This window comes from Paraburkholderia sp. J10-1 (assembly GCF_905220165.1).
Lineage (GTDB): Bacteria > Pseudomonadota > Gammaproteobacteria > Burkholderiales > Burkholderiaceae > Paraburkholderia.
In genome coordinates this window covers 272,066-288,183 of the sequence record NZ_CAJMYW010000004.1, presented here as the reverse complement: position 1 = coordinate 288,183, position 16,118 = coordinate 272,066, and the positions used below count along the sequence as shown (strand labels likewise).

The window sequence follows — 16,118 nt, the reverse complement described above, 5'->3', positions numbered from 1 at the left end:
CTGACACGAAAGCGCCGCGCCGCCGTCATTTGCATGTCCCGCAGCCGCGCGGGCAACGTGCTAGCATGGAATTTCCCTCTTGTTGCGGGCGAGGCGCGACACTTGCGCGCTTCACCCTGCGCGGCCCGATCCGAGCGGCCCGTCGAGGGGTTTCCTTCCACGAGGAGCACGTTATGGAAGACGTCAGCTACACCAAGGGGATCTACACGGCCGTCGCCTCAGTACGGCCCATGAACGCCGGCCAGTACCAGGGCCTGGTCTCCCTGGCGCGCGACGACGGCGAGGAACTCGAAAACGCGGTGTATGAAGTCGAAGCCGCATCGGGCACGCCGGAAGAGGCTCTCGAAGAAGCCAAGGCACTGGCGCATCGCATTCTCGGCGAACTCGAACTGTAGGTCGCGCGTTGAGGCCGGCGCCCGCCCAGGGACGGCTGGCAGCGCTGGATGAGACGGGGGTGCTCTGCATGGGGCCGCGTAGTGTGCGGTCGACAGCCCTGCATGGGACCGGAGTCAGTGCTAAAGCGCTCACTCCGGATCGACAGGAGGTTAGCCATGTCCGAACAGCTCTTTCTATACGGCGTCTACGCCATCCACGTGCATCCGCTCGAACTGCAGGGCGCTCGCTGGGACGCCGAGTATCAAATCACGCATCGCGACAAGGCCGTGCAACCGTGGGTCACGGTCGGCGGCAACGCGGGCTTCGACGCGCCCACGCAAGCCGTGGACGCCGCACGCCGCCAGGCTATCGCCGATATCGAACACGGCGCGGGCATTCCCAAGCCGCACGGATTTCCGTAAACCCAACGCGCGCCGCGCGCCACTAACGCTCACTCCCGCCCGCGCTGCGGGCGTGAGGCGCTAGCGCATCGTCCCAGCATCGCTTCCCCCATACCGTCTTGCGGTACGCTTGACGTGTCGCGTCGTTGTCGCGTCGCTTTGGCATGGCTACGCTCCCTATCCCGATTCAGAACCGCAGGAACACCATGACGCCCGAAACGCCGGAGCGCGTCGCAAACCAGGAAGCGGCCCAGCAAGCCGAGGCGGCGCCGCAGGATTCGCCGGGTGTGGACATGGCCGCCTGCACGTCCGAAACGCCTGCGGGACCAAAGCAGAAAGCGCGGCGCGGCACGCCGCGCAAACTGATGGTCGGCTCGCGCGAGGTGCTCGTCTACGGCATGCCGCAGGCCTGGGGCGACTTCTATCACTCGGCGCTCACCATGCGCTGGCCCACCTTCTTCGCCTCGCTCGCGGCCCTCTTCCTGTTCATGAACGGCGTGTTCGCGTGCCTCTACCAGCTCGGCACCGCGCCCATCGCCAACCAGTACCCGAAGGGCTTTCTCGGCGCGTTCTTCTTCAGCGTGGAGACGCTTGCGACCGTCGGCTACGGCGACATGCATCCGCAAACGATCTACGCGCACATCGTCGCCACGCTTGAAATCTTCGTCGGCATGTCGGGCATCGCCTTGGCCACGGGTCTCGTGTTCGCGCGCTTCTCGCGTCCGCGCGCGAAGATCATGTTCGCGCGCCAGGTGGTGGTGCACCCCATCGAAGGCCGCATGACGCTGATGGTGCGCGCCGCCAACGCGCGTCAGAACGTGATCGCCGAAGCGGGGGCGAAGCTGCGGCTCATTCGCATCGAAACCTCGTCGGACGGCTTTCGCGCGCGGCGCATTCACGACCTCAAGCTCGTGCGCGACCAGCATCCGCTCTTCACACTGGGCTGGAATCTCATGCACGTGATCGACGAGTCGAGCCCGCTTTACGGCGCGACGCCCGAGATGCTGGCCGAGCAGCACGCCACGCTCCATGTCGTGATCGAGGGCTCCGACGAGTCCACCGCGCAGACCATGCAGGCACGCTTTAGCTGGTCGGACCGGCAGATCCGCTGGCAGTACCGCTACGTCGACCTGATGAGCGACGCGGACGGCGTGAGCACGATGGACTACACGCACTTTCACGATGTCGTGCCGTTCGACGGGGCGAGAGCCTTCGGGCCCCGCGTGATCTGACAGACTTCCCCGAAGGCCGATGCAAACGGGATCGCGCCGGGGCCGGGAAGATCTCTCTCCAAATTCGCCCGGCGTGGGCAGGCTCTCGCGCGAATAACCGGCAGCGCCGGAGAGTTAGCAAAAAATTTCCGTCATTGGCGAGAAAAAATAGAGTCTCTTTCGCCGCTCTGTGATCGGGGCCATGCGAATGCACTAGAAACGGAGACTCCCCCAATGACCGCGCGCCCCGCGTTTGGCGACACGCCGCCTCTCGCCGATTACAAGCTCACCGACAACCTCACCGCCACGCGCGGCCGCATCTTCCTGACCGGCACGCAGGCGTTGATCCGTCTGCCGCTCATGCAGCGCGCGCTCGACCGCGCGCATGGCCTGAACACGGCAGGCTTCATCAGCGGCTATCGCGGCTCGCCGCTCGGCATGGTCGACCAGCAGGCGTGGAAGGCGAAGAAACTGCTCGAAGCCGCCGACGTGCGCTTCCTGCCCGCCATCAACGAGGAACTGGGCGGCACGGCCGTGCTCGGCACGCAGCGCGTGGAAGCCGACCCCGAGCGCACCGTCGAAGGCGTGTACGCGATGTGGTACGGCAAGGGCCCGGGCGTGGACCGCGCCGGCGACGCGCTCAAGCACGGCAACGCCTACGGCTCGTCGCCGCATGGCGGCGTGCTGGTGGTGGCCGGCGACGATCACGGCTGCGTGTCGTCGTCCATGCCGCACCAGAGCGACTTCGCGATGATGTCGTGGCATATGCCGGTCGTGAATCCGTCGAACATCGCGGACATGCTCGAATTCGGCCTGTACGGCTGGGCGCTCTCGCGCTACTCGGGCGCGTGGGTGGGCTACAAGGCGATTTCGGAAACGGTGGAGTCGGGCTCGACCGTCGATCTCGATGCCATCAAGACCGACTGGCAAGCACCTGAAGGTTTTACGCCGCCGCCCGGCGGCCTGCACAACCGCTGGCCCGATCTGCCGAGCCTCGCCATCGAGCAGCGTCTGGCCGCCAAGCTCGACGCCGTGCGCCACTTCGCGCGCATGAACAGCATCGACAAGTGGATCGCGCCGAGCCCGCACGCGAACGTGGGCATCGTCACCTGCGGCAAGGCGCACCTCGACCTGATGGAAACGCTGCGCCGCCTCGATCTCACCATCGAGGATCTCGATAAAGCCGGCGTGCGCGTCTACAAGGTGGGCCTGTCGTTCCCGCTGGAAATGTCGCGTATCGACGCGTTCGTCGCGGGCCTCACCGACGTGCTCGTGATCGAAGAAAAGGGCCCGGTGATCGAGCAGCAGATCAAGGACTACCTGTACAACCGCAAGGAAGGCGCGCGCCCTACTGTCATCGGCAAGCACGCCGAGGACGGCACGCTGCTGCTCTCCGAGCTTGGCGAGCTGCGCCCCTCGCGCATCCTGCCGGTGTTCGCCGCGTGGCTCGCGAAGCACCGGCCGGCGCTCGACCGCCGCGAGCGCGTGGTGGATCTCGTCGCGCCGCAAATCCTCTCGAACGCCGCCGATGCCGTGCGCCGCACACCGTACTTCTGCTCGGGCTGCCCGCACAACACGTCGACGAAGGTGCCGGAAGGCTCGATCGCGCAGGCCGGCATTGGCTGCCACTTCATGGCTTCGTGGATGGAGCGCGACACCACGGGCCTGATCCAGATGGGCGGCGAAGGCGTGGACTGGGCCGCGCATTCGATGTTCACGAAGATGCCGCACGTATTCCAGAATCTCGGCGACGGCACCTACTTTCATTCAGGGATCCTCGCGATTCGCCAGGCCGTAGCCGCGAAGACCAACATCACCTACAAGATCCTTTACAACGACGCCGTGGCGATGACGGGCGGCCAGCCCGTGGACGGCAGCATCTCCGTGCCGCAGATCGCGCGCCAGGTGGAGGCCGAAGGCGTCTCGCGCTTCGTGGTGGTGAGCGACGAGCCCGAGAAGTACGACGGCCATCACGGCCTGTTCCCGAAGGGCACGACGTTCCATCACCGCAGCGAACTGGACACCGTGCAACGCGAGCTGCGCGAAACGCCGGGCGTGACCGTGCTGATCTACGATCAAACGTGCGCGGCTGAAAAGCGCCGCCGCCGCAAGAAAGGCGAATTCCCCGACCCGGACAAGCGCCTCTTCATCAACGAGGAAGTGTGCGAAGGCTGCGGCGACTGCGGCGTGCAGTCGAACTGTCTTTCGGTCGAACCGGTGGAAACGGAACTGGGCCGCAAGCGCCGCATCGACCAGTCGTCGTGCAACAAGGACTATTCGTGCGTGAACGGCTTCTGCCCGAGCTTCGTGACCATCGAGGGCGGCAAGCTCAAGAAGGCCGCGGGGGCCGCGTTCGATCCGCAGGCGCTGACTGCGCGCGTCAATGCGCTGCCGATGCCGGCTACGCACCTGGACAACGCGCCCTACGACATTCTCGTGACGGGCGTGGGCGGCACGGGTGTCGTGACCGTGGGCGCGCTCATCAGCATGGCCGCGCATCTGGAAGGCAAGAGCGCTTCGGTGCTCGACTTCATGGGCTTCGCGCAGAAAGGCGGCTCGGTGCTCTCGTTCGTGCGCTTCGCGGCGACCGACGCGCTGCTCAACCAGGTGCGCATCGACACGCAGCAGGCCGACCTGCTGCTCGCCTGCGACATGGTGGTGGGCGCGAGCGCCGACGCGCTGCAAACGGTGCGTCACGATCGCACGCGCATTGTCGTGAACACGCATGAGATTCCGAATGCGTCGTTCGTGCAGAACCCCGAAGCGAACCTGCACGCCGACGCGCTGCTCGCGAAGATGCGGCACGCGGCGACCAACGGCGCAACGCCCGCGCAAGATCCGCTTGCCGCGTGCGATGCACAGGCGCTCGCACAGCGCTATCTCGGCGACACGATCGGCGCGAACATCGTGATGCTCGGTTTTGCGTGGCAACTGGGCCTCGTGCCGGTATCGCTTGCGGCGCTCACGCGCGCCATCGAGCTGAACAACGTGGCCGTGAAGGCGAACCTGTTCGCGTTCTCCATCGGCCGCATGGCTGCCGCCGATCCGGCCGCGCTCGAAGCGCTCGACACGCAACGCGCGGCGGCTGCCAAAGCCACGGCGCGCAAGCTCACGCAAACGCTCGACGAACTGATCGCCGATCGCGAAACGCGCCTGCTCGCCTACGGTGGCGCGAGCTACGTGAAGCGCTATCGCGCACTGGTCGATGCCGCTCGCAGCGCGGACAAGACCGCCGAGCAAACGCTCGCTCGCGCCGTCGCGACCACGTTCTATCGGCTGCTCGCCGTGAAGGACGAATACGAAGTCGCGCGCCTGCACACCGACCCGGCGTTCCGCGCCGCGCTCGAAGCGCAGTTCGAAGGCACGGCGGGCAGCGACTTCACCGTGAAGTTCAACCTCGCGCCGCCGCTCATCGCGCGTGAGAAGAACGGCCAGCCGCCGCGCAAGATGCAGTTCGGCCAGTGGCTGTGGAGCGCGCTCGGGCTGCTGAAGAAGGGACGCAGCGTGCGCGGCACGTGGCTCGATCCGTTCGGCAAGACGCTGGAGCGCCGCATGGAGCGCGCACTGGCCGGCGACTACGAGGCGACGCTGCGCGGTGCGTTCGCCAGCCTCACCGCCGAAAACGCCGACGACATCGCCAAGCTCGCCAACCTGCATCAGCGTGTGCGTGGCTATGGGCACGTGAAGCTTGCGAACCTCGCGGCGGTGAAGCGCAGCGAGCGCGAACTGGCTGCGCGCCTTGCCATCGAGGTGAAGACAAGCGCTGCTGTGCAGGAAGCACTCGCTTCGTTCAAGGGCGTGGGCGCGTTGCGCGGCATCCCGGTGGTGGTGGCGAAGTAAGCCGAAGCGAAGTCAGGAAGCGCGCGCCGTTCATCTTCTGAATGGCGCGCGTTTTTTTATTCATCAGACGTCGAGCAGCGTCCGCACGCGCCGCACCTTGTTTCCGTCGACAGGAGCGAGCCCCTTCCCGTCAACGCGCACGCCGGAGCCGAAGTGAACCGCGCGCACCCGCGTCGCGCTCACGAAATCCGCCACGCGATCGACCGTAAGTCCTGCGCCCGCGAGCACCGTGCAATGCGTGTGCGCCGCACGCTGCACGAGCGTTTCGATCTGCGCCTGCGCATCGAGCACCGAAGGCTTGCCGCCCGAGGTGAGCACGTTCGTCACGGCTTCGAAACCAAGCAGCACGTCGAACGCTTCCTGCAGATCGCGCGCTTCGTCGAACGCGCGGTGAAACGTGAGCGGCATGCCATCGGCGGCGTCGATCGCGCGCTGCAAGCCGTCGCGATCCACTTCATGCGATGGCGTAAGCATGCCGATCACGACCGCATGCGCGCCCACGAGCTTCGCGCCACGCACGTCGCGCAGCATCACCTCGTAATCGTTCGAATCGTAAACGAAGGAGCGGCTGTGCGGCCGCACGATCACGTTCACGGGAATCGTCACGGCCTCGACCACGGCTTCGATCATGCCGATGCTCGGCGTGAGGCCGCCCTCGCCCATGGCGGTAATGAGTTCGAGACGATCCGCGCCGCCGCGCGCGGCGGCTTGCGCGTCGGCGACCGTGGTCGCGATGACTTCCAGCACCACCCGTTCACGCTGTTGTGTGATTGGCATGTTTGCGCGCCATGTCGTGAAGAACACGACATGATCGCAGATGCACGCCTACTCGAACCAGTCGATATCGCCGCACAGCACGCACAGGCGATCGCCCACCTGCACCGCCATCGACAGCGTCAGACACGGGAGCGCCTCGTTGATCGACAGGTATGGTCCGGTCACGTGCACGCGCCCTGGTGTGATGAGCGCGCTGCGAAAGTATGGCCTGCGCAGCCAGCTCGCCCCTTGTGCGTCTTCCAGCGGCAAGAAGCGCGCGTCGCGCTCCGCGCGATCGACGCGCAGCACGACGTTGCGACCCGCCTGCCGGCCGTTCGAATCGAGCAGATAGCAGCGCGCCGCGTGATCGAGCGCGAGGAAATTCCAGCACACCTCTTCCATCGGCTCGCCGTCCGAAAGGCGTTCTGCCGCGCGCTCGAATGCCCGCAGGTAGGGCGCGAGGCGACTGGTCTCGCCGCGCTCGCGCGTTTCGGTCTGCTGACGAAAGCGCTCCGTCGCTTCGGCGATCACACCTTGCACCTGCGCGGCGTCGGTGAGCCCGGGCGCCGGCCGCGCGAAGAAAAAGCCCTGCACGAAGTCCGCGTTGCACGCGAGCGCGAGCTGCGCCTCGTGCTCCGTCTCCACTCCTTCGATCAGCACGAGCTTGCCCGCGTCGTGCAGCAGCGCCACGAGCGCGGGCAGCGTCGCGGCCATGTCGGCGCGATGCTGCGCGTGCATCAGCATGATGCGGTCGAGCTTGACGATGTCGGGGTTGAGCTGCCACACGCGGCCGATGTCGACGTTGCCCGCGCCGAAGTCGTCGAGCGCCACCAAAAAGCCGCGCTCGCGAAACGTCGCCACGGCCTGCGCGAGGGCCTCGAGGTCCGTCCCTTCATCTTCGAGCACTTCCAGCACCACACGCCGCGGCGCGATGTTCAGCCGCCGCAGGTTCGCAAGCAGCGCCGCCGAGTGATACGCCTCGATCAGCGTGCCCGGATGCACGTTGAGAAAAAGCCACTCGCGCTCCGCGCCCAGCAGCGCGAAGTTCTCCAGATGCAGCCCCTGGGCGAGCCGGTCCACCAGCAGCGCGTCGCCCACGCGCGCAGCGTCGCCGAACACGTCGAGCGGCGAAACCGGGCGGTCGAGTGGATCGTGCGCGCGCAGCAGCCCTTCGTAGCCCACCGCACGCATGTGCGAAAGGCTGAACACCGGCTGGAACACGCTCGTGAGCGTGAGGTCGCCGTGGTGTGCGCTGTAGCGCTGCAGCCCCGAAGTGACGCTGAGATCGAAACCGTGAGGGGCCACGGCCGTTTTGTCCTGTTGCTCTGTGATCATGCCATCCTCTAGCGCGTAGGAAGGACGCTGCCGTCCGCACAACCTTTGCACGGTCTGCGCGTTCCTCCGTAGCCTGCTTTTCATTGCGTCACAGGAGGGATCAAGCAAGGTCCGTGCTCGCTCGCACTGCGATCTGGCACGCATCGCGAAATACGTTTTAGCCGGTCGCGTGCGCAGCGATTGGGCACGCCATGCACCGTACGAAGCATCGCGGGGTGCACCGATATCGTGCGCCTTTCCACGCGCCTTTGCTTCGGTAGTGACGCGCTCCAGCGGACAGATTGCCGCATTCCCGGCGCCTTGCCGCAGGCAAATGGAGGCTGGATGTGTGCCTCGCCACGCACACACTCTGCGCGCTTCGCGGCGGCTTACAGACGCGTCAGGCTACACTCTCCCTCGACCGGCCCGCCCCTCTGTAATGCGCGCCAGAACGCAGTGCCGTACCGCGCGCGAACGAAGAACACGGCTTCCCGCTTCGGCGCTCCTGCGCATCGTCCCGTTTTTGTCCCGTTTTTCGTCCCGTTTCGCCCCCGCCAAGTTTTTCGATGGACATCCTCTTCACCGTTCTCATTCTGCTGCTTGCTGTCGCCCTGTCCGGCGTCATCGCGCGCACCGTGCCCCTCAAGCTGCCGTTGCCGCTCGTGCAGATCGGCATTGGCGCGCTGCTCACGTTTCCGCTCGTGAATCCGCACGTCACGTTCGATCCCGACATCTTCATGGCGCTGTTCATTCCGCCGCTGCTGTTCGCCGACGGCTGGCGCATGCCCAAGCGCGAGTTCTTCATGCAGCGCCGCGCGATTCTCATGCTCGCGCTCGGCCTCGTGCTGCTGACGGTCGTTGCCGTAGGCTATTTCGTGCACTGGCTCGTGCCGCAGATCTCGCTGCCCGTCGCCTTCGCGCTCGCCGCCGTGCTCTCGCCCACCGACGCCGTGGCGCTCGCGGGCATTGCCGGCAAGGACCGGATTCCCTCGCAGCTCATGCACATTCTCGAAGGCGAAGCGCTGATGAACGACGCCTCGGGCCTCGTCGCGCTCAAGTTCGCCGTGGCGGCCGCGCTCACCGGCTATTTTTCGCTGCGCGCGGCGGCGCTGAGCTTCGTGCTGATCGCGGCGGGCGGTCTCGCGCTGGGGGCGCTGATCGGCTGGCTCTTCAGCTTCGTTTCGGAGCGCTTTCTCAACGTGACCGAAGAAGGCGACCCCGCGCCCGGCGTCGTGCTGACCTTGCTCATTCCGTTCGCGGCGTATCTGTTCGCGGAGCACCTCGAAGTGTCCGGCGTGCTCGCGGCCGTATCCGCCGGCATGACGATGAACTACACGAGCGTCGCGCACAAAGGACCGGTGTCCACGCGCGTGCGCGCAACGAGCACGTGGTCGATGATCGAGTTCGTCTTCAACGGCATGGTGTTCACGCTGCTCGGCCTGCAGTTCCCGGGCATTCTCGGCAAGGCGCTGCTCGACGCGCACCACACGAGCAACGTGCAGATGCTGCGCCTCATCGGCTATATCGCCGCCGTGCTCGCGGCGCTCTACGCCATGCGCTTTGGCTGGGTATGGCTGCTGCGCTGGGTGGCGAGCCGCGGTGCGGCGCGTCACGGCGTGGCGAACGCGGTGCCGGGTTTGCGCACGGTGGCAATCACCACAGTGGCGGGCGTGCGCGGCGCAGTCACGCTCGCGGGCGTGCTCTCGCTACCCGTGGCGCTTGCCAACGGCAGCCCGCTGCCGGGGCGCGACAGCGCCATTTTCATCGCGACGGGCGTGATCCTCGCTTCGCTGCTGGTGGCGATCGTCGGCCTGCCGCTCTTGCTGCGCGGCGTGCGGCGCGGCGCGCAGGGGCCGCACGCGGCCGAGGAGCGCCAGGCGCGCATCCAGGCGGCGCAGGCGGGCATCCGCGCCGTGGACGCGGTGCACGAAAAGGTGAGCGAAGATCTCGACGAATCGCAGGCCACCTACGCCGCCGACACGACCGCGCGTGTGATGGACACTTACCGCCGGCGCCTCGCCTCGCTCGACGCCGACCGCGACCGCAGCGCGCACGCGCGCCGCTCGGACGCGCTGGAGCTGGAAATGCGCCTCGCGGGCATGCGCGCCGAACGCGCGACGCTGCTCAAGCTGCGCAACCAGATGCAGATCAACGACGAAACGCTGGCGAAGCTGATGCGCGAAGTCGATCTCTCGGAAACGGCGATGACGACGCGCGGACGCAATCGCAGCTAAGCGCGAGCCTGATGAGAGTGAGGAAAACGCGGCGCCGAGGACCGGCGCCGCATTAGCGGGGAATAGCGGTGAAGCTTAGACCGCCGCTTCCTGCGCCGGCTTGCGGCGCAGCAGAGCGTAGAGAATGATCGCGCCGAACGTGGCGGTGCCGATGCCGCCGAGGCCAAAGCCGCCGAGCTTGAGCGAAAAGTCGCCCGCGCCGAGCACGAGCGTGACGGCGGCGACGATGAGGTTGCGGTTGTCCGAGAAGTCCACCTTGTTGACGACCCAGATGCGCGCGCCCGTCACGGCAATCAGACCGAACACGACGATCGAGACGCCGCCGAGCACCGGGCCCGGAATCGTCTGAATGACGGCGCCGAACTTCGGCGAGAAGCCGAGCACGAGCGCGATGACCGCGGCGATCACGAACACGAGCGTCGAGTAGATTTTCGTCACGGCCATCACGCCGATGTTTTCCGCGTAGGTCGTCACGCCCGTGCCGCCCGCGAAGCCCGAAACGATCGTGGCGAGGCCGTCGCCGATAAACGCGCGGCCCACGTAGCGGTCGAGGTTGTAGCCCGTCATGGCGGAAACGGCCTTGATGTGGCCGAGGTTTTCCGCCACCAGAATCACGGCGATCGGCACGAGCAGCGTCATGGCGTGCGGGTCGAACACGGGCGCGGTGAACTTCGGCATGCCGAACCAGGCGGCATTTGCGACGATCGAAAAGTCGATCGGCTTGCCGAGGCCCATGCCGTTCGTGATGATCGCGTAAATCACATAAGCGATCAGCAGGCCAACGAGAATCAGCAGGCGCTGCAGCATGCCGCGCGTGAACACGGCCACGCCGCCCACGCAGAGCACGGTGACGATCGCCATCCACGAGTCGAAGGTCGAACTGCTCACGCCCTTCACGGCGATGGGCGCGAGATTGAGCCCGATCACGCAGACGATCGCGCCAGTCACCACGGGCGGCATGAGCGTTTCGATCCACTTGGTGCCGACGGCCGAAACAAGCAGGCCGATCAGCGTATACACCACACCGCACGCGATGATGCCGCCGAGCGCCACGGGAATGTTGGGATTGGCGCCCTGCCCGCCGTAGCCCGTCACGGCGATCACGAGGCCGATGAACGCGAAGCTCGAACCGAGATAGCTCGGCACGCGGCCGCCCACCACCACGAAGAACAGCAGCGTGCCGACACCCGACATGAAGATGCACAGGTTCGGGTCGAAGCCCATGAGCAGCGGCGCGAGCACGGTCGAGCCGAACATGGCGACGACGTGCTGCACGCCCATGGCGAACATCTGCGGCCAGGCGAGGCGCTCGTCGGGGGCGACGACACCGCGGGTGTCACCCGTCTGCGCGCGCCAGCGGGGGAAATAGGAGTCGGACATGGGTTCCTCTTGTCGGCGTGATTTGCGGTTTTGGTTCTGGTTTTGATTGTTGGCGCCTCGAAGCAATGGCCGCCCTTGATGCAGATCAGGCGGGAGTGTACGGAGCCGCAATCCGCGTGGCAAGCCGGATGTCAGGCGTCCGAAACCATGCCGGCGTTCGCCGATACGAGGTCTTAAGTGAATGCCGAATGGAGTTTCAGACTCCTCCTATATTCGGGGCAGGATACGAGACCTAGACTTTCGTTGCTGCGTGACCCCATGACAGTTCATGCAGAGGTTGTAGGTTGTAAGTTGTAAACTCTCCGACTTCTCCGCTCTCGCTCCCCCGCTTGAGCGGTTTTTTTTTGCCCGCTCAATCTGAGTTCCTCTTTGCCCCACTTTGGCCGTTCGTGCGTTCAAGCGAATGCGGCTTGCGCGAACGCCCGCGCATAGTCGCGCACGTCTTCCGGCCAGGGTGCATTCGCCGCTTCGAAACGGCTTCGCTCGCCCGCGTAGAGCGCACGCAACGCCTCCTCATAGTTTGGCAAATTGCCGGCCAGCGCGGTCATGAAGCGATGCGCGGCTTCCTGGGCCGCGCGCACGCGTTCGCGTGCCTCGCTCGCGTGGCGTGCCGAATCCACGAGTCGGCGCAACACCACGGAGGCGCCGCCGGGCTGCGCGCCGAGCCAGTCCCAATGACGCGGCAGCAGCGTCACCTCGCGAGCGACCACGCCAAGCTTCGGGCGGCCGCGGCCGCGCGGGGCGTCTTCCTGCGCTTCTTCGTCTACAGCATTCAGCGCCGCTGCGGCCTGCTCGCTGCTTGCCTGCGCGACGAGTCGCGCCTCGATCTCTCTTTTCGTGCCGCGCAGATCGAACTCCACCGGACGCGCGTCGCGGTCGTCGAAAACCAGCACTGCCGCACCGTTTTCGTTGCCTTCACGCTCGAGTTCCGCCTTGACCGCCAGCGCCACCTGAAGCGGCGCGCCCCGCGCAATCAGACGCGTGCCCGCAAATGCCGTGCAACTGTTCGCCACCACCATCGTTTTTCTCCTTCTTGATTTCCAATGATGGGCGAATATTACCCGGGTAAATTACGGTGCGCAATATCATCCGGGTAAAATTTGATCGTGGTCAGCCGGTGCGGCCTTCGAGATCCGCGCCGCGCGCGTCGTTGGTCGCTGCCGGCAGCCATGCCGCTACGCGGTTGCGGCCCGAACGCTTGGCCGTGTAAAGCGCCGCGTCGGCGGCGTCGGTCAGCGCGCGCCAGTCTGCAAACCCGCTTTGCGTCGTGCACGCCACGCCCACGCTCACGGTCAGCACGCCGTTGGGGCTATCGGCGTGCGGCAGCGCCAGCGCCTCGATCGCGGCGCGCACCTTCTCGGCCAGCGCGAGCGCCTGGGCCTCGCCCGTTTCGGGCAGCAGCAGCACGAACTCCTCGCCGCCGTAGCGCGCAGCACAGTCCGCCGCGCGGCGTGCGTGCGCGCCGAGCGCATGCGCAACGGCTGCGAGCGCGTCGTCGCCCGCCAGGTGGCCGTAGCGGTCGTTGTAGCGCTTGAAGCGGTCCACATCGATCAGCACGAGCGCGAGCGGGCTGCCCGAGCGGCGTGCGCGCGCCCATTCGTGGTCCGCGCGGGTTTCGAAGGCGCGCCGGTTCGCGAGCGACGTGAGCGCATCGGTGCCCGCCTGCACGCGCAATTCCGCCTCGACCGCGCCACGCTGGCGCAACTGGCGCGTGAACATCAACGCGAGCGCGATCAGCGAAACGTCGAGCACCGCCGTGAGCGTGCCGATGATCCAGGCGCGCACGCGCCATTCGCGGTAGATGTCGTCCGCCGCGACGGCCACGCTGAACACGAGCGGATAGCCTTCCACGCGTCGCAGCGCGAACCAGCGCCGCACGCCGTCTATCGGCCCGAGCGAGAAAAAACCGGTAGCCTGCGACCGCTGGAAACGCTGGAATAACGCAGATTCCGCGATGCTTTTGCCGATCAGTTGTGGATCGTACGGGCGGCGCATGAGCAGTGTGCCGTCTGCGAGCGTGAGCGCCACCGTGCCGTTCGTGCCAATGTTCACGCCACCGAACAGGTGCCGGAAATAATCGAGCCGCATCGTGCCGACCACGACGCCCGCGAACGAGCCGTCGGGGTTCGAGAGACGGCGGCTCATGCCGATCGTCGCGTTGGCGGGACCGTCGCGTGGAATGAACGGATGGCTCAGAAAGAGTCCCGCGTGCGGCGAGTCGCGCTGCGCGATGAAATAGTCGCGGTCGGCCACATTGAGCACGCGCGGCGGCACCGAGCGCGAATCGAAGACCACATCGCCCGCCGCGTTGGTGACAAAGATCGCACCGAGATTCTTTGCCGTGGCCGAGCGGTCGAACAGCACGTTCTGGCGAATGTCGGCGGGCAGCGCGGCGAGACGCGGATCGTCAATGGCGTCGATGACGGCTTGCAACGAAAGGTCGTAGACGTCGAAATTGCGCGCGGTGTCGCGCTCGAAAAGCAGTGCCATGTTGGAGGCGGACGCGCGGGCGCTCGCAAGCGCGTCGTGCCGCATTTGCGCCATGACCCACGCGGCGACCAGCGTCAGCACTGCGGCGAGCGCAATGCCGATGGCAAGCACGGCGTTCGGTCGGCGGATGATCATCTCGGGCCTTCGGGGGCTGGCCTTGCACGGGCGCCGGTTGCCAGGCGCTTGCCTGCGCCCGACCGCGGACGATGTCCGGCGCCCCGCGCGCCGGGGTGCAATCGAGTGTACAACGGCCGGCGGACGCATGCTGTGCGTATGCATTCATCCTCGCATGCCGCGTGATGCGTTGCTATGCGGGCAAGTCCGGTTGGGGGTGGTTGTTTGGGGCGGGGCTCGTTTTTTGCGCCCTATTCTCCTGAATAAAGTGTGGTTTCGAGAGGCGCATTGTTTTTGTTATTTTGGATTCCTCTGCTTTATGGCGAGACTCCGTATGAGCGTGTCATGCCGCGTGGTCAGTCGCCGCGCACGCCGACGATTGCGTGCGCCTCGATCCACGCGCGCCATTGACCACCGAAGTCGAAAGCCGGGTCGATGTCGAATGCCTCGGCAAGCGCCTTGTCGAGCGTGGCGCCGTCTTGCAGTGCGACGAACGCTGCGTGCGCGGCGTGCGTGTGCACGAGCACCGTGGGCCGCCATTGCGGCCGGACCACGAGCGCCCACGAGGGCACGTCCACACGCTCAGGCCATACGCCGTCCGGCTGATGCGCCCGCCAGATCGCCACGGCGTCGAAGCGCAAGGCGAGCGCAGCGCATGCCGGGTGCACCACGAGATGCGATTGCGCAAGACGCTCTGCGCCGAGCGCTTGCCATTGCTGCGCGTCGAGCGGCGCAGCATTCGCTGCATAGTTGGCCGTATGCAACGCCCATTCGAGTCGCGCGACATCGCCGAAATACGCGTAGCGCGCATCAGGCTCGTAACGCTTGATGAATTCAGGCAACTCCGCACCGAAGCGGTTCAGGTCCGCATCGCGCGAAGGATACGCGCGCGCGTACGCTAGCGCGAGTGCTTCGAAGTAGGTCTCGCCAGTTAGGGCCGCGAGGACTGGATAGGCGTTCGCGAGCGCAAGCCGCCGCGCCGCGCGAGCGTTGCCGCGATAAAGGCCCATGCGCTCGTGCAGCAGTGCTGCATCGGCGGGAAGCATCTCGTTGGCGAGCGCCGCATCGCCGTCGGGATCGTCCAACGCGGCGGCGAAGGTTTGCTGCATCGCTTCCAGTGTGTCGCGCGCGGTCATGAGCGCAACTCCTTCGCGATTTGTGCGTGCTTCGCGAACCGTTCGCGCGCGAGACGCGCCTCGTCGAGCAGCACCTCGAGCGACGGTACCGCCGTGTCCCACTCGATGAGCGTGGGCGTCGCGCCAAATCGCTCGAGTGCGGTCTCATACAGAGACCAAACCGCCGGCGCGACGCGCGAGCCGTGATCGTCGATCACGGCGGCAGGCGTTGCGCGATGCCCCGCCAGATGAATCTCGCCGACGATCTGCGGCGGCAGTGCGGCCATTGCCGCCAGTGAATCTTCAGCGTGGTTGCATTGATTCACGTACAGATTGTTCACGTCGAGCAGCACGCCGCAGCCCGTGCGCTGCGCGAGCGCCGCAAGGAATTCAGCCTCGCTGCGGGTATCGCCGCGAAATCGTACGTAGGTCGAAACATTTTCGATCAGTACAGCGCGGCCCAGCGCGTCTTGCATCTGCGAGACGCGCGCGCTCAAGTGATCAAGTGAGACTTGCGTGAGCGGCATTGGCAGCAGATCGTGCAGCGCGCCTTGTGCGCTCGCGCCCCAGCATAGATGCTCGGACACCAAAGCGGGCTCGATGCGCGCCACCAACTGCGCAAGCCTCGCGAGATGCGCCGTATCGAGCGGCGCAGCCGAGCCAAGTCCGAGCCCCACGCCGTGCAGGCTCACCGGCAAATCGCGCCGTACGGTTTCGAGCACATGCAGGTCGTAGCCGCCATCACCGAAGTAGTTCTCGCTGTGGACCTCGACCCAGTCGACGGCAGGCGGCCCCGCCATGAAGGCCTCGAAATGCGCGTGACGCAGGCCGATGCCCACGCCACTCAATGCGCCTCGCGCGCTCACCTTGCGCCCGCTTTTTGGCACA

Annotated in this window: 12 protein-coding genes; 5 read left to right on the top strand and 7 right to left on the bottom strand. The window is 66.2% G+C overall.

The window, feature by feature from the left end; all coding sequences use genetic code 11:
* The first annotated feature begins 173 nt into the window (after positions 1-173).
* From U5A65_RS16445 to U5A65_RS16430, 4 genes are all read left to right on the top strand, one after another.
* A complete protein-coding gene (locus U5A65_RS16445; protein WP_028201740.1) occupies positions 174-395 on the top strand; it encodes a hypothetical protein in 222 nt (73 codons plus the stop codon).
* 156 nt (positions 396-551) lie between these two features.
* Positions 552-797 (top strand): hypothetical protein, encoded by a 246-nt coding sequence (locus tag U5A65_RS16440; protein ID WP_042265602.1) that lies wholly within the window; start codon positions 552-554, stop codon positions 795-797.
* A 272-nt stretch (positions 798-1,069) separates the two neighbouring features.
* Positions 1,070-2,008: an ion channel gene (locus U5A65_RS16435; RefSeq protein ID WP_321907809.1), complete on the top strand. Its 939-nt coding sequence runs from the start codon at positions 1,070-1,072 to the stop codon at positions 2,006-2,008.
* Positions 2,009-2,221: 213 nt separating this feature from the next.
* Positions 2,222-5,827: an indolepyruvate ferredoxin oxidoreductase family protein gene (locus U5A65_RS16430; protein ID WP_321934396.1), complete on the top strand. Its 3,606-nt coding sequence runs from the start codon at positions 2,222-2,224 to the stop codon at positions 5,825-5,827.
* 63 nt (positions 5,828-5,890) lie between these two features.
* Here the strand turns inward: U5A65_RS16430 and U5A65_RS16425 are convergent, their stop codons facing one another.
* Positions 5,891-6,604: a copper homeostasis protein CutC gene (locus U5A65_RS16425; RefSeq protein ID WP_321934397.1), complete on the bottom strand. Its 714-nt coding sequence runs from the start codon at positions 6,602-6,604 to the stop codon at positions 5,891-5,893.
* A 48-nt stretch (positions 6,605-6,652) separates the two neighbouring features.
* On the bottom strand, positions 6,653-7,918 hold the full coding sequence (locus tag U5A65_RS16420) for an EAL domain-containing protein (RefSeq protein ID WP_321907476.1): 1,266 nt from the start codon (positions 7,916-7,918) through the stop codon (positions 6,653-6,655).
* A 545-nt stretch (positions 7,919-8,463) separates the two neighbouring features.
* Here U5A65_RS16420 and U5A65_RS16415 point away from each other — a divergent pair.
* Positions 8,464-10,131, top strand: coding sequence for a Na+/H+ antiporter (locus U5A65_RS16415; RefSeq protein WP_321907473.1), 1,668 nt, complete (start codon positions 8,464-8,466; stop codon positions 10,129-10,131).
* Between the two features lie 75 nt (positions 10,132-10,206).
* On the opposite strand, the gene U5A65_RS16410 is transcribed toward U5A65_RS16415, so the two are convergent.
* From U5A65_RS16410 to U5A65_RS16390, 5 genes are all read right to left on the bottom strand, one after another.
* A complete protein-coding gene (locus tag U5A65_RS16410) occupies positions 10,207-11,511 on the bottom strand; it encodes a solute carrier family 23 protein (protein WP_321907472.1) in 1,305 nt (434 codons plus the stop codon).
* Between the two features lie 395 nt (positions 11,512-11,906).
* On the bottom strand, positions 11,907-12,530 hold the full coding sequence (locus tag U5A65_RS16405) for a DUF2239 family protein (RefSeq protein WP_321934398.1): 624 nt from the start codon (positions 12,528-12,530) through the stop codon (positions 11,907-11,909).
* 91 nt (positions 12,531-12,621) lie between these two features.
* The gene (locus U5A65_RS16400; RefSeq protein ID WP_321946821.1) at positions 12,622-14,136 is read right to left on the bottom strand and encodes a sensor domain-containing diguanylate cyclase; all 1,515 of its coding nucleotides are present in this window, start codon (positions 14,134-14,136) and stop codon (positions 12,622-12,624) included.
* A 335-nt stretch (positions 14,137-14,471) separates the two neighbouring features.
* Positions 14,472-15,251, bottom strand: a complete 780-nt coding sequence (locus U5A65_RS16395) for a putative DNA-binding domain-containing protein (protein ID WP_321934400.1) — start codon at positions 15,249-15,251, stop codon at positions 14,472-14,474.
* Positions 15,248-16,117: a DUF692 domain-containing protein gene (locus U5A65_RS16390; protein WP_321934401.1), complete on the bottom strand. Its 870-nt coding sequence runs from the start codon at positions 16,115-16,117 to the stop codon at positions 15,248-15,250. Before U5A65_RS16390 ends, U5A65_RS16395 begins: the two co-directional genes overlap by 4 nt.
* Position 16,118: the final 1 nt, after the last annotated feature.

Coding starts and splice junctions, on each gene's coding strand:
- U5A65_RS16445 (WP_028201740.1), top strand. CDS start 174: ATGGAAGACGTCAGCTACACCAAGGGGATCTACACGGCCGTCGCCTCA.
- U5A65_RS16400 (WP_321946821.1), bottom strand. CDS start 14,136: ATGATCATCCGCCGACCGAACGCCGTGCTTGCCATCGGCATTGCGCTC.
- U5A65_RS16415 (WP_321907473.1), top strand. CDS start 8,464: ATGGACATCCTCTTCACCGTTCTCATTCTGCTGCTTGCTGTCGCCCTG.
- U5A65_RS16430 (WP_321934396.1), top strand. CDS start 2,222: ATGACCGCGCGCCCCGCGTTTGGCGACACGCCGCCTCTCGCCGATTAC.
- U5A65_RS16440 (WP_042265602.1), top strand. CDS start 552: ATGTCCGAACAGCTCTTTCTATACGGCGTCTACGCCATCCACGTGCAT.
- U5A65_RS16435 (WP_321907809.1), top strand. CDS start 1,070: ATGGCCGCCTGCACGTCCGAAACGCCTGCGGGACCAAAGCAGAAAGCG.
- U5A65_RS16410 (WP_321907472.1), bottom strand. CDS start 11,511: ATGTCCGACTCCTATTTCCCCCGCTGGCGCGCGCAGACGGGTGACACC.
- U5A65_RS16405 (WP_321934398.1), bottom strand. CDS start 12,530: ATGGTGGTGGCGAACAGTTGCACGGCATTTGCGGGCACGCGTCTGATT.
- U5A65_RS16420 (WP_321907476.1), bottom strand. CDS start 7,918: ATGATCACAGAGCAACAGGACAAAACGGCCGTGGCCCCTCACGGTTTC.
- U5A65_RS16395 (WP_321934400.1), bottom strand. CDS start 15,251: ATGACCGCGCGCGACACACTGGAAGCGATGCAGCAAACCTTCGCCGCC.
- U5A65_RS16425 (WP_321934397.1), bottom strand. CDS start 6,604: ATGCCAATCACACAACAGCGTGAACGGGTGGTGCTGGAAGTCATCGCG.